Here is a 21,885-nt window from a genome sequence, read left to right as displayed (position 1 = left end):
CCGGTACGCGACCCACCTCGGCCCCGGCCACTTCGTCGGCGTACCCCGCGTCGAGAACACGGCGCCGAGCCGATTCGTGACGAGCTACTGGGCAGCGCCCATGCTCCGCCCCGGCGACCTCTGCGGACCCCTGCAGCGCCTGGGCGCTGCACGACAATTCACTTGTTTGCGCAGACCAGAGCCGCAGGTCGGGTCAGGGGCGGCTCAAGGCCGTGCTCCCGATCCGTCATCGTGCTTCCTTGCCTTCCTTGCCTGTCGTCGGCCTTCCGTCCGTCCCGCGCCTGTCCCCCGCACCGTGCTCTCCTCAGCCCTGTGGCTGTTCTGTCAGGCCCACGCTTCGATCAGCTCTTCTGGGGTGAGGGTGAGAATGCCCCCGGCAGTGCTGCCGCTCCGGGCAACGGCAAGCAGAGGGGTGCCCTCGTCAGCGCCGGGGAGTCGGGAACGATGGGTGATGAGGCGAGAGAGGTCGCGGTGGTCGAACGGCTTGTTCTCCAGCCACTTGATCGATCCGGCGAAGGTGATCTTCTTGGCGATGGGTGAGCGGTCGGCGCCGATGAGGTCGATTTCCGGGTCATTGGTACGAGTCCAGTAGCCGCCGACGACATTGGTGCCTTCCGGCAGGTGGTCGTCGGCCAGGCGCCAGAGGGCTTCGCGGATGACGGGTTCGACGGCCCGGCCGCGCCAGGATGTCCAGCTCTCGCGGATGGCGTCGAGGACGCGGTCGCCGCGACCTCGTTCGACGGCGGGGATTCCGGGGCCGACGAAGGAGAGCCAAAAGCGCAGGTAGGGGTCGTCGACGCGGTAGCGGGTCTCGCGGCTGGGTCTGGTGGACAGGGGGAGGTCGGCGGCGACCATGCGACGAGTGGTCAGCAGTTCCAGGGAGCGTTTGACGGAACCGGGGTTGAGATCACCGGCAGCCCTGCCGATCAGCGTGAAGGTGCGTTCGCCGTGGCCGATGGCGCCGAGCACGGTGCGAGCTTGCGCTTCCGTGGGGAATTCGGCGGCGAGGGTGCGCTCGCCACTGACGAGCAGGGCTGAAGTGGGCCTTCGTGGCGACATCACGCGGGGTGAGCGGAGGGACGACCATTTCGGTGCCCCTCTGGTAGAAGGGCCGTCCATAGGTGTTGAGCTTTTCCATCATGGCGATGTCTGAGCCGATGAGGACGAGCAGCACGGGGAGCTTGGACAGGGTCCGGTCGAAGGCCTTTTGCAGCGCGCCTTCGAAGCTGGGGTCCTCGCGTACGAGGTAGGGCATTTCGTCGAGGACTACGACGCTGGGCGCATCGGTGGGCAGGACGGAGGCGAGCAGGCTCAGGGCTGCGTCCCAGGACTGCGGGGCGGCGAAGTCCGTGAAGCGGTCGGCGTCGGGGAGGCTGGAGGCGGCCACCTCGGCGGCGAAGCCGGCCAGGTCCTCCGTCCGAGAGCCTCCGAGGGCGGTGAAGAAGACGTGAGGGAGTCCGGCTCGTTCCAGGCCAGAGAGGTATAAGCAGGACAGAAAGGACCCCCGGGAATGCTCCCGAGGGTCCTTCTTTTCACGTATTGCCTGGTCAGGCATGGTGGGCGTGGACGGTTTCGAACCGCCGACATCTGCTTTGTAAGAGCAGCGCTCTACCCCTGAGCTACACACCCGTGGATGAGGGAACAGCGTACATGGCCCATGGGGTGCCGCCGCAAACCCGATCCGGGTGGGGTTGGCATCGCCCCCGTTTCGGTAGCGGGCTCCAGAGACCCCACGCCGTCACCGCTCGTACCGTGGGGGCACGGGCACCGCCACGTAGCCGGGGGAAGATCACCACGGCATTTCGCTGTCGCTCCGCGCTGTTCGCTGCCGCCGGGGCCGGGGTCCTCTGCTTCGCCCTCGCGGGGTGCGGGAGTTCGGACGCCTCGGACGCTCCCGTCGAGCACAAGAGTTTCGCCTTCGGCGGGAAGGTGCTGACCATCGATGCCGGGCACTCCACCGTCCTCGGGTCGGCGTCCACGACAGCTGAACCCTTCATCCACGGCAGCTGAGGCGCGCCGGCTGAGAACCGGCCCCGAGATCGGAGGGGGAACCATGAACTAACCGGCCGGTGTGTTCGTCCTTACCTGGTGGGAGAATGGACCAGCAGGGCGACACAGCACGGGAGAGGGATGTGACGGCGACACACGCGCGGCCGTACAGCAGAGCGGGTGCCACCGTCCGGGACGTGCTGGTGCTCATCGCGTTCCCCGTGGTGCTCGGCGCCGCGGTGCTGCCCGGCGCCTTCGCCGGAGGCGGTACGCGCCGCTGGTTCGGCGGGCGCGGCGAGAGCCTGCGCGCCGACGCCCAGGCGGCCAAGGACGCGGCGGCTGCCGCGTTCTACGAGCTCGACACCGCCCAGCGCGATCTGCGGATCTCCATCGAGACGATCACGGCCGTGGACAGTTCGCTCGGCGCCCGCCGCGCCGTCGACGACTTCGCTGCCCTCGGGCGCCGTATCGACGAGGTCTCCAACCAGTACATCAACGCCGTCGACGCCCACGACCTGGACCGGGACGACCTCGATGCCTCCGTCGCCTCGCGGGCGCGGGCCGAACTGACCGCCGCCAAGGACGAGCTCGTCCGTGTGAAGGGCGAGCTCGACCGCTTCGAGCAGAGCCTACGGCCGCTCCTCGACACCGCCGAGACCCAGCTCGCCCGGCTCGCCCCCGCCGTCGAACGCGCCCGGCACGCGCTGCTCGGCGCCAGTACCGCGCTCGATGCCGTACGGGCCTCGGGCCTGCGCGCCGACGAGCTCGCGGCGCGGCTCGCCTCGCTCGGCCCCGAGCTGACCAAGCTCAACGAGGGTGCCGGACGGCACGGCGTGCCCGAGACGCTCCAGCGCGCCGACCGGGTGCTGCGCGACGCCGAGGCCGTACGGGCCGAGGCCGAGCAGCTGCCCGCGAAGGCCGCCGAGATCGACCGCAGGCTCGTATCCCTGCGCACCCGCGCCCAGGCGCTCACCACCCGGGCCGGCGGGGTCGACCCGGTGCTCAGCGAACTGCGCCGCCGCTTCTCCGCCGCCTGCTGGCAGGACCTCCAGCAGGTGCCCGAGCAGGCCGCCGTCTCCGTACGGCAGGCGGAGGAGAAGCTCAAGGAGGCGGCCAAGGCGCGCGAGGAGCAGCGCTGGGCGGATGCGACGTCCCGGCTCAGTACGGTGCGGGCGCTGCTCAACTCCACGGACGAGGCGGTCTCGGCCGCCGGCGACCGGCTGCAGAAGCTCAACGCCGTGGCGAAGGACCCGCAGCAGGAGATCCAGCGCACCCGGTTCGCGATCCGGGACGCCCAGCGCCTGGCGATGTCGGGGCGCAACACCCCCGACCCCCGTCACGCCAGGCCCCTGGACGATTCGGTGGCCCGCCTGGAGCGGGCGATCGCCACGCTGGAGGGCAGGCACCCGGACTACTGGCACTTCCTGACGGAGACGGACGCCGTGCGGCGGGCCGTGGCGGATGTGGTGTCCCGCATTCGGGAGGAGCTCGGGCACGGGGCGTGAGCGCTCCGCGGGGGGGGTAGGTATTGGGGTGCCCCTTGTTCGGGTGCGGGCCCGTTGTGATTGCTCGCACCGCTCCCCGCGCCCCTGGCAGGTTCGGTGCCGGCCAGCCCGAGCCTCGGCCCCTTCGACTGCGGACCGTGGGTGGTTGCTCCCGCCGTTCCCCGCGCCCCTTGAGCGGCACGCGCTCCTCACCCCCACCCGAGTTGTTAGGGGCCGTCACCGGGCGGATGCTGGTGTACGTACGCCCTGCGTGCCTCGCGATAGGGATGAGGAGGGCCCCATGGCCACCCACACGATCTCGCAGCGCCTCAATCACAGCCGGGTCTCGCTCAACGAGCATCTGCCGGTCGACCACCGCCTCAACCGCGTCTACCGCTTCGGCGCCGGGGCGATGGGGGTCGTATTGCTCGTCTTCGGCATTCTCGGACTGGTCCATCAGATCGGGTTCTTCGACACCGGCGGTGACCGGGTCGCCGGGCTGAACACCAACGGCGCGCTGAGCGTGCTGTCCATCGTCGTCGGCCTGGTGCTCCTGTACGGGATGGTCAAGGGCGGCAATTTCGCCTCGACGCTCAACATCACGCTCGGCGTCCTGTTCCTGATCAGCGGGTTCGTGAACCTCGCGCTGCTCGACACCTCGCACAACTTCCTGGCCTTCAAGATGCAGAACGTGCTGTTCAGCTTCGTGGTCGGGCTGCTCCTGATGGTGTTCGGGATGTACGGGAGGGTCACCGGCTTCCTGCCGCACGACAACCCGTACTGGAAGGCGCGCCACGAGCACACCGACGATCTTTGACCTGCCGCCCTGCTACCCGCCACGGCGCAGACGACCGCGGATGGAGGGCGGACCTCCGGCCTCAGGCATGTCGCTCCGCGCGGGGGGGCCAGGGGGCGGGTGTTTGGGTGCGGGCCGACTGCGGCCGGGCGCGACACGCGGCGAAGCCGCACAATGTCACAGCCCCGCGCCCCCAGCAGGGTGCGCTCCGAGCCCCCTCGGTCCTCCGCGGGATGCGGTCACAGGCTCGCTAGCCGCAGCAGCCGCCTCCGCAACAGCCGCCGCCACCGGCGGACGGGGCGGGCCCGGACTTGGCTGAGCCTCCTACGGCCACCGTGGAGAGCAGCTTCACCGTGTCGGCGTGGCCGGCCGGGCAGGTTGCCGGCGCGGAGGACTCGGCCATCGGGCGGCTGAGCTCGAACGTGTCGTCGCAGGGGCGGCAGCGGTATTCATAGCGAGGCATGGCCCCAGACTAAGCGGGCTTGCCGAAGTCCGGCGCGTATCCCCCACCCTGCCAGGGGCGCGGGGAACTGCGCGCCCGGCCCGCGACGGCCCGCGGACGAACAACCCGCACCCCCACAGCACTCAGCGAGCGGCGTACGCAAACGCCCCCAGGGGCGCGGGCTGTGACAATGCGCGGCTCCGCGTGGCGCGAGCCTCCACAACCGGCCGCAGACGAACAGCCCGCACCCCGCGGAACGCCGAGCGGGCGCACGCCGACCCCATAGGGGCGCGGGGAACTGCGCGGCGGCTCGCGGCGGTCGCAGACGAACAGGCCCCCCGCCCAGGGGAACTACCTCCGCCGCGACAGCGTCAGGCCGTCCGCCACCGTCAGCATCACGCTGTCCATCCGCTCATCCGCGGCGACATGTTCGTTGAACGCCCGGATCGCCGCGGGCGCCCCCGGCGCCTCCGGGTCGAGGACCCTGCCGTGGTACAGCACGTTGTCCGTGGCAATCACCCCGCCGGGACGCAGCCGCGGCACCAACTCCTCCCAGTACGCGATGTAGTTGCCCTTGTCCGCGTCCAGGTACGCGAAGTCGATGTGGGGGTCGACAGGCATCGCTCGCAGCGTGTCGAGGGCCGGGGCGATCCGGAGCTCGATGCGGTCGGCCACGCCCGCCTTCGCCCAGGCCTCCTTGCCGTACGCCGTCCACTCCTCGGAGACGTCGCAGGCGATCAGCTTTCCGTCGGCCGGAAGCGCCTGCGCCATGGCCAGTGCCGAGAAGCCGGTGAAGGTGCCCACCTCGACGATGTGGCGGGCGTTCACCAGACGTACCAGGAAGGCGAGGAGCGGGCCCTGCTCCTCGGCCGACTGCATGCCCGCGTGGTCCGGGAGGCGCTCGTACGTCGTCGCCACGAGCTCACGCTGCACGGCGTCCAGGGGCGGGTTGTGAGCCAGCATGTACGCGTACAACTCGTCAGTGATTTTGGTGCTGTTTCCCTTGGTCATGCTGCGACCGTACTCAATCCCGGGCGCCGAGGAAGCGGCGCAGGATCTCCTCGCCCGCCAACACCCCGCACTCGGGCAGGGCTTCCGTGTCCGGCGACCGCCAGCCGGCCTCGGCCAGTTCGCCGTGGCCCGGGCGCCAGCCGTGGTCGGCGGCGAGCAGCAGGTCGGCGTCGAGGAGCGAGTCCCCGGCGGCCAGGGTGAGTGTGGCCCCGGTGCGCCGGGCTACCTCGCGGACCGCCGCGCTCTTGGTGAGCGGCTTCGGCACGGCGTAGATCTTGCGGCCCTGGAGCGAGACCGTCCAGCCGCGCGGCTCGGCCCAGGCGGCGAGCTCCTTGACCCACTCCTCGGGCAGCAGCTCCCGCTCCACGACGAGGTACGCGAAGAGGTCCTCGGCGACTCGTTCCTTGCGGAGCCAGCTCGGGTCGGCGACGGCCCTCAGGTGGGCGCGCACCTCGTCGAGGGAGGCGCACTCGGCGGCGATGCGGCCCGTCACCCCGCGCGCCCAGTCCGGGTCGGACACGCCGTTCACGAGCAGGTGCCCGCCGTTGGCGCAGATCGCGAACTCCGAGGCCGGTCCCGGGAGTTGGATGCGCTGGTACTGCTTGCGGGTGCGGGTCGTGGTGGGCACGAAGACGGCCGCCGACTTGAGCTCGGTCAGCAGGTGCGCCGCGTGCTCGGTGACGTACGAGAGGGGCTTGTGCTCGTGCACCTCGACGCAGAGCAGACGCGGCGCCCGGTGGTCGGGCATGGTCAGCCCGAGGGCGGCCGCCGAGTAGATCAGCGTACGGTCGAGATCGCTGGCTACCAGCGTCACACCAGGGGCGCTCACAGACGTGCTCACCGGGATGCTCACTTGGCCGCCACCGCCCTGCCGTCGGCGCCGGTCGCGCCCCGCGTGTACTGGGGGTGGATCAGGCCGACGCAGCTGTACGGAAGGCCGTCCACCTCCTCTACCGGCACCCCGCGCTGTTCGGCGAGCAGCCTGACGTGGTCGAGGTCGGCCCCTGCGCCCCGCCCGGCGAGGATCTTCCACGGGACCCGGCGAAGGAGCACCCGGGTGGTCTCGCCGACGCCGGGCTTGACCAGGTTGACGTCGTGGATGCCGTACTCCTCGCTGATCCGCTCGACGGCCGCCCAGCCCTCCCAGCTCGGCGTGCGGTCCGCGTCCCGCAGGGCCTTCGCCTCGCGGTCCACGTCGGCCGCGACCTCGTCGAAGCGGGCGGCGACGGCGTCGAGGAAGTCGCCCGAGACGTCGGCGCCGGCCAGCTCGCGGTAGAACTTGGCGCCGTGGAAGTCGCCGGGACCGATGAGGTCCCGGCGAAGGACGGTGCGTGAAATCAGCCCGGACACCGTCGAGTTGAGGCAGGCCGACGGGATCAGGAAGTCCTCGCGGGTGCCGTACGTCCGCACACAGGACCCGGGGTCGGCGAGCACCGCGATCTCCGGGTCGAAGCCCTCGAACTCGGGGAACTCGGCGATGGCCGCGGCCAGTTCGCGGGTGATGGCGCCCTTGCCCGTCCAGCCGTCGACGAACACGACGTCGGCCGGGTCGTGGTGGGCGGCGAGCCAGCGCAGTGCGTTCGGGTCGATGCCCCGGCCGCGCACGATGGACACCGCGTAGTGCGGCAGGTCGAGGCCGTGGCGGTGCTGTGCCCAGCGGCGCATCAGGACGCCGACGGGCGTTCCGGCGCGGGCCAGCGAGACCAGCACCGGGCGCGGATGGGGGTCCCCCCGGCGCTTTCGGCGTTGGGGGAGCTCGGCGAGGACGGTCTCGGTGACCACGCCCACGGCCTGCGCGATCCGGTGCGCCGAGGTGTCGAGCGCGGCACGGAACAGCTCCTGGTACTGCGGGCTCGGCTGGTATTCGACCGGCAGCGACTCCGCGTAGTGCGCCCCGCCGCTCTGGATGGCCTCCTCGCGCTCCTCGGTGGGGGCTTCGAGCTCGACCCCGGACAGGTCCTTGAGCAGCCAGCCGACCTCGTCGGGCGCGTAGGAGGAGAAGGCGGGTCCCCTGAGGGGTTCGGGCAGCGGCTCGGGCATGGGGGCACCTTCGGGTACGTACGAGGGCAGCACGGCGAGCACGACGTGCGGTATGTGGGCGGCGAGCTGGGCCAGCAGGCCGTCGGGGGCGTGCAGTTGGCGGGTGTCGGCGGCCGAGTCGACGACGGCTATGACCGCGTCGAAGCCGTTGCCCGCCACGTTGTACGCGTACCGCTCGCCGGGCCCGTCGGCCGGGTCGTCGTGCGCGGGGAAGGCGAGGCGGGTGCGGATGGCGTACCCGGGGTCGTCCACGGCGAGCACCGGCGAGCGGGTGGTGGTGGAGTAGCGCACCTCGGCGCCGCCGAGCTCTTCGAGGGCGACGGCGAGGCGGAGCGGCGCGTACATCAACTCCTCGAAGCCGAGGACGAGTACGCGGGGCCTGTCAGGGGCGCCGGCGCCCACCGCGTCGGCAAGGCGGGCCGCCATCTCCGGCAGGGCCGCCTCGAGCTCGGCCCGGTGGGCCGGGGTGAACCCGTGCCGCCCACCGTCGGGAAGGCCCGCGGGCCAGGGGAGGTCGACGCGGTGTGCGTGGCTCAGGGATGGAGCGCTGCTCTTACCGAGCAGGTGTCCCTGGTTACTCGCCTCGAACTCCTCCACCAACGCCCGCCCCTTCTCCAACACCCCCTCCGGCAGCCGTACCGTCCCCGACGCCGAGGCGATCAGGTCGACGCGGGCGCCGATCTCCGCCGCGAAGGCGGTCAGGCGGTCTCGGTCCTGCGGGGAGCGCATGTCGACCAGGGCGACGATCACGTAGTGGTCGCGCGGATGGCGCGCGTGCAGGTCGCCAATGGTGTTCAGGACCGTGTTGCCGGTCGAGAACTCGTCGTCGACCAGGACCAACGGGCCCTGCCCGGCGAGGAGTTGGGGGTCCTCGGGCAGCAGGAGGTGGGAGGTGGCGTGGGAGTGGGACTCCTCGAAGCCGCCCGCTGTCGCCACGCCGTCGACCGGGCGGCGGGTCGAGTGCAGGCACGGGGCCAGGGCGAGGCCGTCCGCGACCGAGTGGCCGAGGCCCGTCGCGGTCTCGGCGTACCCGAGCACCACGGCCCGCGCGGCCGCCTCCGCGCCGAGCAACTCCCTCACACGCAGGCCGAGTTCGTACCCCGTACGCCACACCACGGACGGGCTCTGCGGCACGTGCTTGCCCAGCACGTTCGAGACGAGGAGATGGGCACGCTTCGGGTTGCGGCGCAGGGCGAGCCCGAGCAGACCGCTCAGGTCCTCGTCCCCGACGAGCTCGACTCCGAGCCGCTCGGCGACCCATGTTCCCGACCACTCAACCACGGTGCTGTGTCTCTCTGTTCGTTCTGTGCGTACGCACTGATCGTTCGTACTCGTCGTTCGTGCCGGGGTTCGTGCCGGTGGTTCGTACGTCAGCCGGCCAGGCCGGCCGTGAGCAGGTCCACGAAGCCGACGTCCTCGGCGGCGACGCCGAACACCTCGGCCCGAAGCAGGGTGCGCTCGGCCCAGGCCCGGTGCGGCTTCACCTCGTTCATCTTGTTCGTGTACGCCGAGCGCAGCACCCCGCCGCCGCCCCGCTCGGGCCGCAGGATGTCCTGGGCGTCACTGAACTCCTCGTGGCTGACCACCGACAGGGCGTGCACGGGCACCACGTGCGAGGGGTGGATGCAGGTCTTGCCGAGCAGGCCGTTGGCCCGGTCGAGCTCGATCTCGCGGAGCAGCCCGTCCAGATCGTGCTCGATCAATGCGGTGCGCAGCTCTTCGGCGCGGCCTTCGAGGAAGGGGCTGCGGCGCAGCTGGGGCTTGAACATCCGCTCCTGGACGCGGAAGTACTCCCATACGGGCCCGGTGATGGTGAAGCCGCTGCCGTCGGCCCGGCCGAGCACGTTCACCACGTCGGCGATGACCCCGGCCACGATCTGCACGTCGTACGCCGTCATGTCGGGCGAGCGGCGAAGGCCGTAGGTGGAGCAGAAGTCGGTGACGCCGAGGCGCAGCGCGAGGACGCGCTCGCGGTACTTCTCCACCGTGCGCCCGATTCCGGCCAGGGTTTCGGCCCGGGTCTCCAGGTGGAGCAGCTGGGGCGATTCGAGGACGGGCATCGCGAAGAGGCGGCGGCCGCTCGCGGACTCGGCGGCGGTGAGCGCCTCCAGGAAGTCGATGCCGCGCTCCTCGGTGAACTTGGGCAGGACGAAGCCGCAGAGCAGGCGCGCGGAGTCGCCGAGGCGGTGCACGAGGTCGGGGATCTGGAGGGGCTCGCGGACCCGCACGAAGAGCAGCGGGACCTCCTCGCCGCGGGCGTCGAGATCGGCGAACTGGCGGACCAGGTTGGCCTCGGCGGCCGCCACCTCGGCGTCGTCGATCGAGTCCTCCAGGCACAGCACCATGGACACGACACCGCGGCCGGCCTGTTTCAGGACGTCGTCGGCGAGGGTGGGCCGGGTCGCCGGGCTGTACAGGGTGGCGCCGAGGGCGGCCGACAGCACGCGCGCGGACGAGCCCGCGGTGAACTCGCAGGGCTCACGATGGAAGAGGTTCTTCCGCGCAGCCGGCGAGACGTGCCCGAAATGCCGCATATACATCCCCCGTACTGCCGGACGGCCGAGAATTTGGGTGGCCGGTAATAGTACGTAGGAACACGTGTCAAGAGTTCCCCAAGTGCGTGAAATCCAGGTAACTCGTCTGCATCATTCGGCCCGAGCGCACTCGGCGAGTACACCGCGAGGCGTATCCGGCCGGGCCCCGCGTTGTCCGCGGGGTCTGCGGGAAGGCAGGATGACGGGCATGACGCACGCGATGCTGAAGGGATCGAACGTCCCGCTGGAGGCCCCGGCCGTACGGGCCGTGCTCCGCTGGTCGCCCGGCGCCGACGTCCCGGACGTGGACGCCTCGGCGCTGCTGCTCGCCGCCGACGGCCGGGTGCGCTCGGACGAGGACTTCGTCTTCTACAACCAGCCGCGCCACCCCTCGGGCCTGGTGCGCCGGCTCCCCAAGAAGCGTGTCGCGGAAGGCCTCACCGACACCGTCGAGGCCGATCTGGCCGCACTCGACCGCTCCGTCGACCGGGTGCTGATCACCGCGTCGTCGGACGGCGCGACCTTCCGTGCCGTACGCGATCTGCGGATCCTGCTGTTCGACGCGGCGGTCTCGGGGGCCGAGCCGGTCGCGCTGTTCGACGTGAAGCCGGAGACCGGCGAGGAGACGGCGATCATCTGCGGCGAGCTGTACCGCCGCGGCGACGGCTGGAAGTTCCGCGCGGTGGGCCAGGGTTACCCGACCGGCCTGGTCGGCCTCGCCACCGAGTACGGCATCTCCGTGGACGACGGCGAGGGCAGCGACAGCGCGCGGAGTGCGCCCAGTGCGCCGTCCGTGCCCCAGCCGCTGCCGCAGCACGCGGCCGAGCCGTCGTACGGCTGTCCGCATCCCGCTCCTCCCGCCCAGCCGCCCCTCGCGCAGCCGTCCTACGGCTATCCGCAGCCGGCTTCGCCGCAGCCCGCGTACGGCTACCCCCAGCCCGCGGCGGCGCCCGCGCCCGACCCCACGTTCGTGCTGCCGCCCATGGGGCCGCAGTTCATCCGCCCGTAGGCCGCGGGAGGCGGCCGTGCCGCGGCTCAGGCCTTCGTCTTGTAGCCCCGGCCCCATTGCAGGCCCCAGCCGTACAGGCGGTCCAGCTCGGCCTGGAAGCCGTACACGAACTTCACCTGGCGCCGCACCACCATGTCGCCCTTGATGTTCTCGATGGAGACCACGGCGCAGGAACGGGCCTCGGGGGCGCGCTCGTCGAGCTCGATCTCGATGCGCGGGCCGTTGCTCGGATAGAGCGTCACCTTGGCGTGGGTGCGGTCGAAGGCCGGGGTCTGGTCGTAGATGTAGACGAAGACGAGAAGGCGCTTTATCTCGTCGCGGTGGTCCAGGTTGATGAAGATCGTCTCGCCGGAGGCCGAGCCGAAGCGGTCGTCGCCGCTGCATTCCACGTAGGGCGCCTTGTTGGTGGCGCCGAAGAAGTTGCCCAGCGGCTGGACGACGCCCTTGGTGCCGTCCTGGAGTTCGTACAGGCAGCCGAGGTCGAGGTCGACGTTGACCATGGACTGGGTGTGGCCCTGGACCATCTCCGGCTTGAAGAACTTCAGCGGATGGCGCAGCAGCCGCCCGCTCTGGTCGGGCTTGCCCCCGAAGTCCGAGGTACGCATCCGCCAGGACAGGTTGACCCGCAGGCTGCCGGTGTTGGCGCCCTGCTTCCCGAGCGAGACCGTGTTGTGCCGTCGGGTCAGCTCGATCGTGTTGGTCGCCGCGCTGCCCGAGTCGAACTGTGAGGCCCTGCCCCGCCACAGGCCGTCCCAGAACGCCATTGCCCCCACCCCATCGGTCCGTGAACTGTCCCCGCACGCAAAACCCTGCGGGACGGCCGGCGAGGCCGAGGCCTCGTGACCGCCCCGCAGAGAGCGTTCCTCATTCGACTGCGGATCACACGCCCGAGGGCGTGCGCTCCGGAAGCACCGGGGTCACACCCCGGAGCCGACTTCCGCCCGTTCGCTGGAATCCTCGCCGCCGTCCGCCGCGAGGCGCCGGTTGCGGCGCACGGAGGACCAGAAGGACCAGACGATCAGCAGGACGCCGACGGAACCGGTGATGACCTCCTGGATCTCGTACTGGATCGTGACCAGGAGGATCACGGCCAGCGCACCGATCGCGTAGTGCGCGCCGTGCTCCAGGTAGACGTAGTCGTCGAGGGTGCCCTGGCGGACCAGGTAGACGGTCAGCGACCGGACGTACATCGCGCCGATGCCGAGGCCGAGCGCCATCAGGACGATGTCGTTGGTGATGGCGAAGGCGCCGATGACGCCGTCGAAGGAGAACGACGCGTCCAGGACCTCCAGGTAGAGGAACATGAAGAACGCGGCCTTGCCGGCCATGACGACCGCAGAAACCTTGCTGCCGGTGCGCTCGGCCTCTTCCTCCGCCTCGTGCTCACGCTCCTCGTCCTCTTCGAGACGGTTCTCGAAGTAGCCGGAGAGCCCGCCGACCACGAGGTACGTGATCAGGCCGGCGATGCCGGCGATCAGCACGGTCTGCGCCTTGTCGACGTGCGCGCCGCCGTGCTGGTGGGCGTGGGTCGCGACCGTCATGGAGGCGATGAGCAGGGCGATCATGGCGATGCAGACCGACAGCATGTCGATCTTGCCGAGCTTGGCCAGCGGGCGCTCCAGCCAGGCGAGCCACTTGATGTCGCGGTCCTCGAAAATGAAGTCGAGGAAGATCATCAGCAGGAACATGCCACCGAAGGCGGCGATCGACGGGTGCGCGTCGGTGACCAGCTGCTGGTAGCGGTCGGCGTCGTTCAGCGCCAGGTCGACCGCGTCGAACGGGCCGATCTTGGCGCTGATCGAGACGATGACGACGGGGAAGACCAGGCGCATGCCGAAGACGGCGATGAGAACGCCGACCGTGAGGAAGATCTTCTGCCAGAAGGCATTCATCTTCTTCAGGATTCCGGCGTTGATCACCGCGTTGTCGAAGGACAGCGAGATTTCCAGGACCGCCAGGATGGCCACCACGCCGAAGGCGGTCCATCCGTCGTAGAGCACGGCCAGGGCCAGGCCGATCGCGGTGATCGCGAACGACCAGCCGAAGGTTTTCAGTAGCACTGACTTCCCCATCGTGTAGAGCGGGCCGACCCGACGAAGAGCGGGTCTCCCCCCGCACCGCGCACGGCTTTACGCTGCTGTCTCCGGGGGCGGGCCCCCGGGGCCTCCTTGCAGGGATCGCCCCGGACGGCGCTCGACTTGAAGGCAACCGGGTGATCTCTTTAGGAGACGTTGACCCCGAAGTCTAGAGCGATGCCCCGCAGCCCCGATGCGTACCCCTGACCAACTGCACGGAACTTCCACTCGCCGCCGTACCGGTACAGCTCGCCGAAGATCATCGCGGTCTCCGTCGAGGCGTCCTCGCTCAGGTCGTAACGGGCGAGCTCCTGGCCGTCGGCCTGGTTGACGACGCGGATGAAGGCGTTGGCGACCTGGCCGAAGGTCTGGCCGCGGTTGTCCGCGTCGTGGATCGAGACCGGGAAGACGATCTTGTCGCAGGCGGCGGGCACCTTCGTCAGGTCGACGATGAGCGACTCGTCGTCGCCCTCGCCCTCACCGGTCAGGTTGTCGCCGGTGTGCTCGACCGAGCCCTCGGGGCTCTTGAGGTTGTTGTAGAAGACGAAGTACTCGTCGCCGAGCACCCGCCCGCTCGCGCACAGCAGGGCGCTGGCGTCGAGGTCGAAGTCGGCTCCGGTGGTGGAGCGTGCGTCCCAGCCGAGACCGACGAGCACCTGGGTGAGGTTCGGTGCGGCCTTGGAGAGGGAGACATTGCCTCCCTTGGCGAGCGTGACGCCCATGTTCGTGTCCTCCCCGAGAAGTGGAACAGGTGGTGAGCGCGTCCGGCGCCGCACCACAAGGGGTGCGGCGCCGGACACACGAGAGCGGTCGGCTCAGACGTTGACGCCGAAGTCCTGCGCGATGCCGCGCAGGCCCGAGGCGTAGCCCTGGCCGATGGCGCGGAACTTCCACTCCGCGCCGTTGCGGTACAGCTCGCCGAAGACCATCGCGGTCTCCGTCGAGGCGTCCTCGCTCAGGTCGTAGCGGGCGAGCTCGCTGTTGTCCGCCTGGTTCACGACGCGGATGTAGGCGTTGCGCACCTGGCCGAAGGACTGCTGGCGGCTCTCGGCCTCGTAGATCGAGACCGGGAAGACGATCTTGTTGACGTCGGCCGGGACCCCGGCCAGGTTCACCTTGATGACCTCGTCGTCGCCTTCGCCCTCACCGGTGAGGTTGTCACCCTGGTGCTCGACGGAGCCGTCGGGGCTCTTGAGGTTGTTGAAGAACACGAAGTTCGCGTCGTTGGTGACCTTGCCCTGGTCGTTGGTCAGCAGGGCGCTGGCGTCCAGGTCGAAGTCACCCCCGGTGGTGGTGCGTGCGTCCCAGCCCAGACCGACGATGACCGCGGTCAGGTTGGGGGCGGCCTTGGTCAGCGAGACGTTGCCGCCCTTGCTGAGGCTGACTCCCACGAGTCCTCCCAATGGTGTGAGGGGCCGGCTTGGACAGCGTCCCCGTCGTGCGTTGGCATCGGATCAACGAATGGATCCTAGTGACCGGTTCCCGGCTCAAACAGGCGATTCGACCGAACGACCATCCGGTGTCGGCCGGGCCGGACCGGGCACGTGCCGTGGTCAGATGGTGTCGAGCGCCTTGAGGTACTCGTTGAGGTCGCGGGCGTCCGGCAGGGCGTTGACGACGGTCCAGCGGACCACGCCCTCCTTGTCGATGATGAAGGTGCCGCGCACCGCGCACCCCTTGTCCTCGTCGAAGACGCCGTAGGCGCGGCTGACCTCGCCGTGCGGCCAGAAGTCGGAGACCAGCGGGTACTCCAGGCCCTCCTGCTCGGCGAAGACGCGCAGGGTGTGGATGGAGTCGTTGGAGACGGCGAGCAGCTGGGTGTCGTCGTTGACGAACTTCGGCAGGTTGTCGCGCAGTTCGCACAGCTCGCCCGTGCACACGCCGGTGAAGGCGAACGGGTAGAAGAGCAGCACCACGTTCTTCTCGCCGCGGAAGTCGCTGAGCTTCACGGTCCGGCCGTGGTTGTCCTTGAGCTCGAACTCCGGGGCCTTGGTGCCGACCTCGATAGCCATGGAAACGCCTTCCCTTCAATGGGCCGTATCGGTGAAACCCCACCCTACGCACCCCCCTATGCACAGGGCCCCCTCAGGCTGGTGCCTGAGGGGGCCCTGTGGGGCGTGAGGGGTGGATCAGCGCTTGCCGGACTTCAGGCGGGTGCCCGACCAGTCCTTGCCGACGCTGACGCTCTTGGCCGGTGACAGGCCGGCGGTCTGCGCGGCGTCTTGGATGTCGCTGGGCTCGATGTATCCGTCCCGGCCGGTCTTCGGGCTCAGCAGCCAGATCGTGCCGGCGTCCTCCAGGAGGCCGATGGCGTCCACCAGGGCGTCCGTTAGGTCGCCGTCCTCGTCACGGAACCACAGCACGACGACGTCGGCGACGTCGTCATAGTCCTCATCGACGAGATCCTGGCCAATCAGGGACTCAATGCCCTCGCGGAGATCCTGGTCGACGTCGTCGTCGTAACCGATCTCCTGGACCACCTGTCCGGGCTCGAACCCCAGCCTTCCGGCCGGGTTGGTCCGCTCCTCCGCGTGGTCCGCGGTCGCGCTCACGGCTTGCCTCCTGATCTTGATTCGGTAAGTTCTGCAGCCGCGCGCATACGCGTGGCATGGGGCGTAGTCCACACGGGCGGGACGAATCTCGCAAGTACCCGGCCTCCGAACCCGCCCTTTGGGGGTCAGTGTGGCGGTGTTCAGGGACATCCGCATCCCCGTCGGTGATTCATCCCACACCATTGGTGACTGTTTACGCCGTTCTGTTCCTTTGGGTACTCCAATCGGGTCCGAACACCCTTCGGGAACGGTTGGCCGGGTTGAGCGTAAGGTTGCGATTTGGCCCGACCCGTCCAGGCCCTGAGCCTACTTCCTGCTCCGGTGACGGTTACCCCTCGGTTACCTCTCAGTAGAGATGACGTTTGCGCCCCAGCGGTACACGATGGGATGCGGCGCAGAATTGGCTGTCTTCCGCATCCCCCCGACAGTGAAGGAACAGCGTGGCTTCCGGATCCGATCGCAACCCGATCATCATTGGCGGCCTGCCGAGCCAGGTCCCGGACTTCGATCCCGAAGAGACCCAGGAGTGGCTCGACTCCCTGGACGCCGCCGTCGACGAGCGCGGCCGCGAACGGGCCCGCTATCTGATGCTCCGGCTGATCGAGCGGGCGCGCGAGAAGCGCGTGGCCGTGCCCGAGATGCGCAGCTCGGACTACGTCAACACGATCGCCACCAAGGACGAGCCGTTCTTCCCGGGCAACGAGGAGATCGAGCGCAAGGTCCTCAACGCGACGCGCTGGAACGCGGCCGTGATGGTGTCCAGGGCGCAGCGCCCGGGCATCGGCGTCGGCGGCCACATCGCCACGTTCGCCTCCTCCGCCTCCCTGTACGACGTGGGCTTCAACCACTTCTTCCGGGGCAAGGACGAGGGCGACGGCGGCGACCAGATCTTCTTCCAGGGCCACGCGTCCCCCGGAATCTACGCCCGCGCCTTCCTGCTCGACCGGCTCAGCGAGCAGCAGCTCGACGCGTTCCGCCAGGAGAAGTCGAAGGCCCCGTACGGGCTTTCGTCCTATCCGCACCCGCGCCTCATGCCGGACTTCTGGGAGTTCCCGACCGTCTCGATGGGTCTCGGCCCGCTCGGCGCGATCTACCAGGCGCGGATGAACCGCTACATGCAGGCGCGCGGCATCGCCGACACCTCCAAGTCGCATGTGTGGGCGTTCCTCGGCGACGGCGAGATGGACGAGCCCGAGTCGCTCGGCCAGCTGTCCATCGCGGCCCGCGAGAACCTGGACAACCTGACCTTCGTCGTCAACTGCAACCTCCAGCGCCTCGACGGCCCGGTACGCGGCAACGGCAAGATCATCCAGGAGCTGGAGTCGCAGTTCCGCGGCGCCGGCTGGAACGTCATCAAGCTGATCTGGGACCGCAGTTGGGACCCGCTGCTCGCGCAGGACCGCGACGGCATCCTGGTCAACAAGATGAACACCACGCCGGACGGCCAGTTCCAGACGTACGCCACCGAGACCGGCGGGTACATCCGGGACCACTTCTTCGGTGACGACCAGCGGCTGCGCGCCATGGTCGAGAACATGACCGACCAGCAGATCCTGCACCTGGGGCGCGGCGGCCACGACCACAAGAAGATCTTCGCGGCGTTCTCGGCGGCCAAGGCGCACAAGGGCCAGCCGACCGTGATCCTGGCGCACACCGTCAAGGGCTGGACGCTGGGCCCGAACTTCGAGGGCCGCAACGCGACCCACCAGATGAAGAAGCTGACGGTCGACGACCTCAAGGGCTTCCGGGACCGGCTGCACATCCCGATCACGGACGCCGAGCTGGAGTCCGGCGCGCCGCCGTACTACCACCCCGGACGCAAGTCCGAGGAGATCCAGTACATGCACGACCGCCGGCTCGGGCTCGGCGGCTACGTGCCGACCCGGGTGGTGCGCGCGAAGCCTTTGAGCCTCCCCGAGGACAAGACGTACGCGGTCGCCAAGAAGGGCTCGGGCCAGCAGTCGATCGCCACCACGATGGCGTTCGTCCGCATCCTGAAGGACCTGATGCGGGACAAGGAGATCGGCAAGCGCTTCGTGCTGATCGCGCCGGACGAGTACCGCACCTTCGGCATGGACGCGTTCTTCCCGAGCGCCAAGATCTACAACCCGCTGGGCCAGCAGTACGAGGCGGTCGACCGCGAACTGCTGCTCGCCTACAAGGAGTCGCCGACCGGGCAGATGCTGCACGACGGCATCTCCGAGGCAGGCTGCACGGCCTCGCTGATCGCCGCGGGCTCGGCGTACGCCACGCATGGCGAGCCGCTGATCCCGGTGTACGTCTTCTACTCGATGTTCGGTTTCCAGCGCACCGGCGACCAGTTCTGGCAGATGGCCGACCAGTTGGCGCGCGGATTCGTGCTGGGTGCGACTGCGGGACGAACGACTCTGACGGGTGAGGGTCTGCAACACGCGGACGGCCACTCGCAGTTGCTCGCCTCGACCAACCCGGGCTGTGTCGCCTACGACCCGGCCTTCGGCTACGAGATCGCGCACATCGTCAAGGACGGTCTGCGCCGCATGTACGGCCCGGACAGCGAGGACGTCTTCTACTACCTCACCGTCTACAACGAGCCGATCCAGCACCCGGCCGAGCCGGCGGACGTCGACGTGGACGGCATCCTCAAGGGCATCCACCGGTACAGCGCGGGGACTTCGGGCGCCATTCCGGCCCAGATCATGGCGTCCGGCGTGGCCGTGCCGTGGGCGATCGAGGCGCAGCGGATCCTCGCCGAGGAGTGGAACGTACGGGCGGACGTCTGGTCTGCGACCTCCTGGAACGAGCTGCGCCGCGACGCCGTCGAGGTGGAGGAGCACAATCTCCTGCACCCCGAGGAGGAGCAGCGCGTCCCCTATGTCACGCAGAAGCTCCAGGGCGCACAGGGTCCGTTCGTGGCCGTTTCCGACTGGATGCGGGCCGTTCCGGACCAGATCGCGCGCTGGGTGCCGGGCACGTACCAGTCGCTCGGCGCGGACGGGTTCGGGTTCGCGGACACGCGGGGGGCGGCTCGCCGCTTCTTCCACATCGACGCGCAGTCGATCGTGCTGGCTGTCCTCACGGAGCTGGCCCGGGAGGGGAAGGTCGACCGGTCCGCGCTCAAGCAGGCGGTCGACCGGTACCGGTTGTTGGATGTGGCTGCGGCTGACCCGGGTGCCGCAGGGGGAGACGCGTAGGCTCCGCTGGGCCTTGTAGTGCGGGGTGCGGTGGGTGCTGCGGGGTTTGTCCCCGGGCCCCATCGCTTCCGCGTGCTGTGGGTCAAGTGCGGGTCGTTCGTGGCTGGTCGCGCAGTTCCCCGCGCCCCTAGTAGCTGGCCCCGTGCAGACAGATGGGCCCCTACTAGGTGGCCCCGTGCAGACAGATGGAGGGGGCGGGTTCCCACCGGGGAGCCCGCCCCCTCCGGCCGTTCACAGCACGGTCAGAAGATGCCGTTGCCCAAGCCTGCCGCGCCTGCCAGCCAGAGGATGGACAGCAGGGTGTCGATGCAGCCGAGCACCAGGGCCACCAGTGCCGGCAGGGGGTGGGAGCCGTTCCAGCGGCGGCCCATGGCCAGCCGGCCGCAGAGGATGGCCACCGGCCCGAGGACGATGCCGAGCACGAAGAATCCCGCCACCGCGCAGACCAGTCCGACGATGCCGAGCGTCGCGCGGTCCGGCCCGGTCCGGGGCCACATCCGGTTCCGTGACCGGGGGGTCCTGCGTGTACGCGTGTGTCCGAAGCCCGCCATCATCACTCCCTGAGGTTGGTCGGCCCGGCCTCAAGGGGGCGGGTACCACTCCTCAGCTCTCCCACACCTTGAATGCCTTTACGCGATACGGGACTTGGGGCATCCAGGTCCCGGCGCCCGGGTGCGTGTCGAACTCGCCCGTCTCCGCGCACTCGGCGGACTGGTAGGTCGTGACCGGCCGCCCCATGCGGTTGGCGAGGGACTGGGCGTCGGTGCCCGGCGGCAGCGGGGTGCAGCTCTCGATGTCGGTGTGCGCCAGGTCGTACACGTGCCGTGTGCCCTTGAAGCCCGCCTTGCTCCAGAGACAGAGCTCGCCCGCCGCGCAGTCCCCGAGGCGGGGTTCGGATGCGGCGTGGGCGGACGTGGGCAGCAGGAAGGCGGTGGCGGCGAGCAGGGCCACCGTGGTCGTCGTCGTACGCATATGAGGTCAACTCCCGTGTCGGTTCGATCCGTTGGATCATGGGAACGCGGGGCGGACGGGGGCGGTTCCGGGTTCCGGGGGCCGCGGGAGAAGATCATCCGGATAGGTGAAAGCCCCGCCGGACCGGGTCCGACGGGGCTTTCGCGTAACGGAGTTGACGGGATCAGATGTGACCCGCGCCCACGCCCGCCTCCGCGTTCTCACCGCGCTTGGTGAACATGGCGACCGCGGCGGCCACGACCGCGACGATCCCGGCGACCGTGAACGCGCTGCTCATGCCTGACACGAACGTGTCGTGCGCGACGCCCGCGATCTTGGCGGCGACCTCCGGCTTCGCGCCCGGCGGGACCGGTGCGGCGCCGACCGAGACGGCCGAGGACGCCTGGGACAGCGGCGCGCCCTCCAGCTTGCCGAGCCCGGCCGCCGTCCAGTTCTCCGGCAGCTTGGAGCTGATCTGCGAGGACATCACGGCGCCGAGCACCGCGGTGCCGAGCGAGCCGCCGACCTGCATGCCGGCCTGCTGGAGCCCGCCGGCGACACCGGACAGCTCGATGGGGGCGTTGCCGACGATGACCTCGGTGGCGCCGACCATCACCGGGGCGAGGCCGAGGCCGAGCAGCGCGAACCAGATCGACATGGTGACCGTGTCCGTGCCGATGGTCAGCCGGGACATGCCGAACATGGCGACCGCGGTGCAGACCATGCCGCCGACCAGCGGGACGCGCGGGCCGAGCTTGGTGATCAGGGCGCCCGCGACGGGCGAGGCGACGATCATCATGCCGGTGAGCGGCAGCAGATGGAGTCCGCTGTCGACGGCCGACATGCCGTGCACGTTCTGCAGGTAGAAGGTGACGAAGAAGAGGCCGCCCATGAAGGCGAACGCCATAAGGATCATCAGGACCGTACCCGCCGACAGCGGCACGGACCGGAACAGGCCGAGCGGGATGAGCGGCTCCCTGACCTTGGTCTCCCACAGGGCGAAGAGGACGAAGCAGATCACCGCGGCCGCGATGAACCCGAGGGTCCTGCCGCTGCCCCAGCCGTACTCCGAGCCCTTGATGAGGGCCCAGATCATGCAGAACATCGCCACCGAGAGCAGCACGATGCCGAGGATGTCGAAGGACCTCGGCGCGTTCTCCGCGCGGTGGTCGCGCAGGATCAGCAGGCCCAGGACCAGGGCGATCGCGCCGACCGGCACGTTGATGAAGAAGACGGACTGCCAGCTGACGTGCTCGACGAGTACGCCACCGAGGATCGGGCCGCCCGCGGTGGAGGCGCCGATGACCATGCCCCAGATGCCGATCGCCATGTTCAGCTTCTCGGCCGGGAAGGTGGCGCGCAGCAGACCGAGCGCGGCCGGCATCAGGAGCGCGCCGAACAGGCCCTGCAGGACGCGGAAGGCGATGACGAAGGTGACGCTGTGGGAGAGGCCGATCGCCCCGGAGGCGGCGCCGAAGCCGACGACGCCGATGAGGAAGGTCTGGCGGTGGCCGAACCGGTCACCGAGCTTGCCCGCGGTGATCAGGGAGACGGCCAGGGCCAGCATGTAGCCGTTGGTGATCCACTGGACGTCCTGCAGCGAGGCGTCGAGGTCGTGCTGGATGGCCGGGTTGGCGATCGCCACGATGGTGCCGTCGAGCGCGACCATCATCACGCCGATGGCCACGGCGAAGAGCGTCAGCCAGGGGTGGCCGCGCAGCCCCTTGGCCGGCGCCGGCATCTCGTCCTGTGGCGCCTTTTCGACGGTGGTCTGACTAGTCATGCGATCGAGGCTAATGTCAGCCGCTGACAGTTGACAAACCATTTCA

Annotated in this window: 19 protein-coding genes, 1 tRNA gene and 1 pseudogene; 5 read left to right on the top strand and 16 right to left on the bottom strand. The window is 69.6% G+C overall.

The window, feature by feature from the left end:
- Positions 1–324: 324 nt before the first annotated feature.
- Both IE206_RS05485 and IE206_RS05480 read right to left on the bottom strand, forming a co-directional pair.
- Positions 325–1,495: pseudogene (locus tag IE206_RS05485) on the bottom strand (ATP-binding protein).
- Positions 1,496–1,554: 59 nt separating this feature from the next.
- A tRNA-Val gene (locus IE206_RS05480) sits at positions 1,555–1,629 on the bottom strand.
- A gap of 123 nt (positions 1,630–1,752) precedes the next feature.
- Here IE206_RS05480 and IE206_RS05475 point away from each other — a divergent pair.
- The 3 genes from IE206_RS05475 to IE206_RS05465 all read left to right on the top strand — a co-directional run bounded on the left by IE206_RS05475 (position 1,753) and on the right by IE206_RS05465 (position 4,290).
- Positions 1,753–2,010, top strand: a complete 258-nt coding sequence (locus tag IE206_RS05475; RefSeq protein ID WP_189961434.1) for a hypothetical protein — start codon at positions 1,753–1,755, stop codon at positions 2,008–2,010.
- Positions 2,011–2,132: 122 nt separating this feature from the next.
- Complete coding sequence (locus IE206_RS05470; RefSeq protein ID WP_189960871.1) at positions 2,133–3,494, top strand: coiled-coil domain-containing protein; 1,362 nt, start codon at positions 2,133–2,135, stop codon at positions 3,492–3,494.
- Between the two features lie 280 nt (positions 3,495–3,774).
- Positions 3,775–4,290, top strand: a complete 516-nt coding sequence (locus IE206_RS05465; RefSeq protein WP_189960870.1) for a DUF4383 domain-containing protein — start codon at positions 3,775–3,777, stop codon at positions 4,288–4,290.
- A gap of 229 nt (positions 4,291–4,519) precedes the next feature.
- On the opposite strand, the gene IE206_RS05460 is transcribed toward IE206_RS05465, so the two are convergent.
- From IE206_RS05460 to IE206_RS05440, 5 genes are all read right to left on the bottom strand, one after another.
- Positions 4,520–4,732 carry an FmdB family zinc ribbon protein gene (locus IE206_RS05460; protein ID WP_189960869.1) on the bottom strand — a complete coding sequence of 71 codons (213 nt, stop codon included), beginning with the start codon at positions 4,730–4,732 and terminating at the stop codon, positions 4,520–4,522.
- 330 nt (positions 4,733–5,062) lie between these two features.
- Complete coding sequence (locus IE206_RS05455) at positions 5,063–5,722, bottom strand: O-methyltransferase (protein WP_189960868.1); 660 nt, start codon at positions 5,720–5,722, stop codon at positions 5,063–5,065.
- A gap of 13 nt (positions 5,723–5,735) precedes the next feature.
- A complete protein-coding gene (locus IE206_RS05450) occupies positions 5,736–6,563 on the bottom strand; it encodes an HAD family hydrolase (RefSeq protein ID WP_226598796.1) in 828 nt (275 codons plus the stop codon).
- 8 nt (positions 6,564–6,571) lie between these two features.
- Positions 6,572–9,043: a phosphoribosyltransferase gene (locus IE206_RS05445; RefSeq protein WP_189960867.1), complete on the bottom strand. Its 2,472-nt coding sequence runs from the start codon at positions 9,041–9,043 to the stop codon at positions 6,572–6,574.
- An 89-nt stretch (positions 9,044–9,132) separates the two neighbouring features.
- Positions 9,133–10,296, bottom strand: coding sequence for an HpcH/HpaI aldolase/citrate lyase family protein (locus IE206_RS05440; RefSeq protein ID WP_189960866.1), 1,164 nt, complete (start codon positions 10,294–10,296; stop codon positions 9,133–9,135).
- Positions 10,297–10,495: 199 nt separating this feature from the next.
- Between IE206_RS05440 and IE206_RS05435 the strand changes: the two genes are divergently transcribed.
- The gene (locus tag IE206_RS05435) at positions 10,496–11,305 is read left to right on the top strand and encodes a TerD family protein (protein ID WP_373300867.1); all 810 of its coding nucleotides are present in this window, start codon (positions 10,496–10,498) and stop codon (positions 11,303–11,305) included.
- A gap of 26 nt (positions 11,306–11,331) precedes the next feature.
- On the opposite strand, the gene IE206_RS05430 is transcribed toward IE206_RS05435, so the two are convergent.
- The 6 genes from IE206_RS05430 to IE206_RS05405 form a co-directional block, all read right to left on the bottom strand.
- Positions 11,332–12,069 carry a TerD family protein gene (locus IE206_RS05430; protein WP_189960864.1) on the bottom strand — a complete coding sequence of 246 codons (738 nt, stop codon included), beginning with the start codon at positions 12,067–12,069 and terminating at the stop codon, positions 11,332–11,334.
- 153 nt (positions 12,070–12,222) lie between these two features.
- Positions 12,223–13,365 carry a DUF475 domain-containing protein gene (locus IE206_RS05425; protein ID WP_189960863.1) on the bottom strand — a complete coding sequence of 381 codons (1,143 nt, stop codon included), beginning with the start codon at positions 13,363–13,365 and terminating at the stop codon, positions 12,223–12,225.
- 161 nt (positions 13,366–13,526) lie between these two features.
- On the bottom strand, positions 13,527–14,102 hold the full coding sequence (locus IE206_RS05420; RefSeq protein WP_189960862.1) for a TerD family protein: 576 nt from the start codon (positions 14,100–14,102) through the stop codon (positions 13,527–13,529).
- A 93-nt stretch (positions 14,103–14,195) separates the two neighbouring features.
- The gene (locus IE206_RS05415; RefSeq protein WP_189960861.1) at positions 14,196–14,771 is read right to left on the bottom strand and encodes a TerD family protein; all 576 of its coding nucleotides are present in this window, start codon (positions 14,769–14,771) and stop codon (positions 14,196–14,198) included.
- A 162-nt stretch (positions 14,772–14,933) separates the two neighbouring features.
- Complete coding sequence (locus IE206_RS05410) at positions 14,934–15,392, bottom strand: peroxiredoxin (RefSeq protein ID WP_114035478.1); 459 nt, start codon at positions 15,390–15,392, stop codon at positions 14,934–14,936.
- A gap of 117 nt (positions 15,393–15,509) precedes the next feature.
- The gene (locus IE206_RS05405; RefSeq protein WP_189960860.1) at positions 15,510–15,932 is read right to left on the bottom strand and encodes a DUF3052 domain-containing protein; all 423 of its coding nucleotides are present in this window, start codon (positions 15,930–15,932) and stop codon (positions 15,510–15,512) included.
- Positions 15,933–16,372: 440 nt separating this feature from the next.
- Here IE206_RS05405 and aceE point away from each other — a divergent pair, with 440 nt between their 5' ends.
- Complete coding sequence (aceE, locus tag IE206_RS05400) at positions 16,373–19,105, top strand: pyruvate dehydrogenase (acetyl-transferring), homodimeric type (RefSeq protein WP_189960859.1); 2,733 nt, start codon at positions 16,373–16,375, stop codon at positions 19,103–19,105.
- A 242-nt stretch (positions 19,106–19,347) separates the two neighbouring features.
- Here the strand turns inward: aceE and IE206_RS05395 are convergent, their stop codons facing one another.
- The 3 genes from IE206_RS05395 to IE206_RS05385 all read right to left on the bottom strand — a co-directional run bounded on the left by IE206_RS05395 (position 19,348) and on the right by IE206_RS05385 (position 21,839).
- The gene (locus tag IE206_RS05395; protein WP_189961378.1) at positions 19,348–19,659 is read right to left on the bottom strand and encodes a small hydrophobic protein; all 312 of its coding nucleotides are present in this window, start codon (positions 19,657–19,659) and stop codon (positions 19,348–19,350) included.
- A gap of 49 nt (positions 19,660–19,708) precedes the next feature.
- The gene (locus IE206_RS05390) at positions 19,709–20,077 is read right to left on the bottom strand and encodes a peptidase inhibitor family I36 protein (RefSeq protein WP_189960858.1); all 369 of its coding nucleotides are present in this window, start codon (positions 20,075–20,077) and stop codon (positions 19,709–19,711) included.
- Positions 20,078–20,240: 163 nt separating this feature from the next.
- Entirely contained in the window at positions 20,241–21,839 is a 1,599-nt protein-coding gene (locus tag IE206_RS05385; protein ID WP_189960857.1) for an MFS transporter, read from the bottom strand.
- Between the last annotated feature and the right edge of the window lie 46 nt (positions 21,840–21,885).

The sequence above is a fragment of the Streptomyces violascens genome (assembly GCF_014649955.1).
Classification (GTDB): Bacteria; Actinomycetota; Actinomycetes; order Streptomycetales; family Streptomycetaceae; genus Streptomyces; species Streptomyces violascens.
This window is presented reverse-complemented; position numbering and strand designations above follow the sequence as displayed.

Coding starts and splice junctions, on each gene's coding strand:
- IE206_RS05465 (WP_189960870.1), top strand. CDS start 3,775: ATGGCCACCCACACGATCTCGCAGCGCCTCAATCACAGCCGGGTCTCG.
- IE206_RS05460 (WP_189960869.1), bottom strand. CDS start 4,732: ATGCCTCGCTATGAATACCGCTGCCGCCCCTGCGACGACACGTTCGAG.
- IE206_RS05455 (WP_189960868.1), bottom strand. CDS start 5,722: ATGACCAAGGGAAACAGCACCAAAATCACTGACGAGTTGTACGCGTAC.
- IE206_RS05440 (WP_189960866.1), bottom strand. CDS start 10,296: ATGCGGCATTTCGGGCACGTCTCGCCGGCTGCGCGGAAGAACCTCTTC.
- IE206_RS05435 (WP_373300867.1), top strand. CDS start 10,496: ATGACGGGCATGACGCACGCGATGCTGAAGGGATCGAACGTCCCGCTG.
- IE206_RS05430 (WP_189960864.1), bottom strand. CDS start 12,069: ATGGCGTTCTGGGACGGCCTGTGGCGGGGCAGGGCCTCACAGTTCGAC.
- IE206_RS05420 (WP_189960862.1), bottom strand. CDS start 14,102: ATGGGCGTCACGCTCGCCAAGGGAGGCAATGTCTCCCTCTCCAAGGCC.
- IE206_RS05410 (WP_114035478.1), bottom strand. CDS start 15,392: ATGGCTATCGAGGTCGGCACCAAGGCCCCGGAGTTCGAGCTCAAGGAC.
- IE206_RS05395 (WP_189961378.1), bottom strand. CDS start 19,659: ATGATGGCGGGCTTCGGACACACGCGTACACGCAGGACCCCCCGGTCA.
- IE206_RS05390 (WP_189960858.1), bottom strand. CDS start 20,077: ATGCGTACGACGACGACCACGGTGGCCCTGCTCGCCGCCACCGCCTTC.
- IE206_RS05385 (WP_189960857.1), bottom strand. CDS start 21,839: ATGACTAGTCAGACCACCGTCGAAAAGGCGCCACAGGACGAGATGCCG.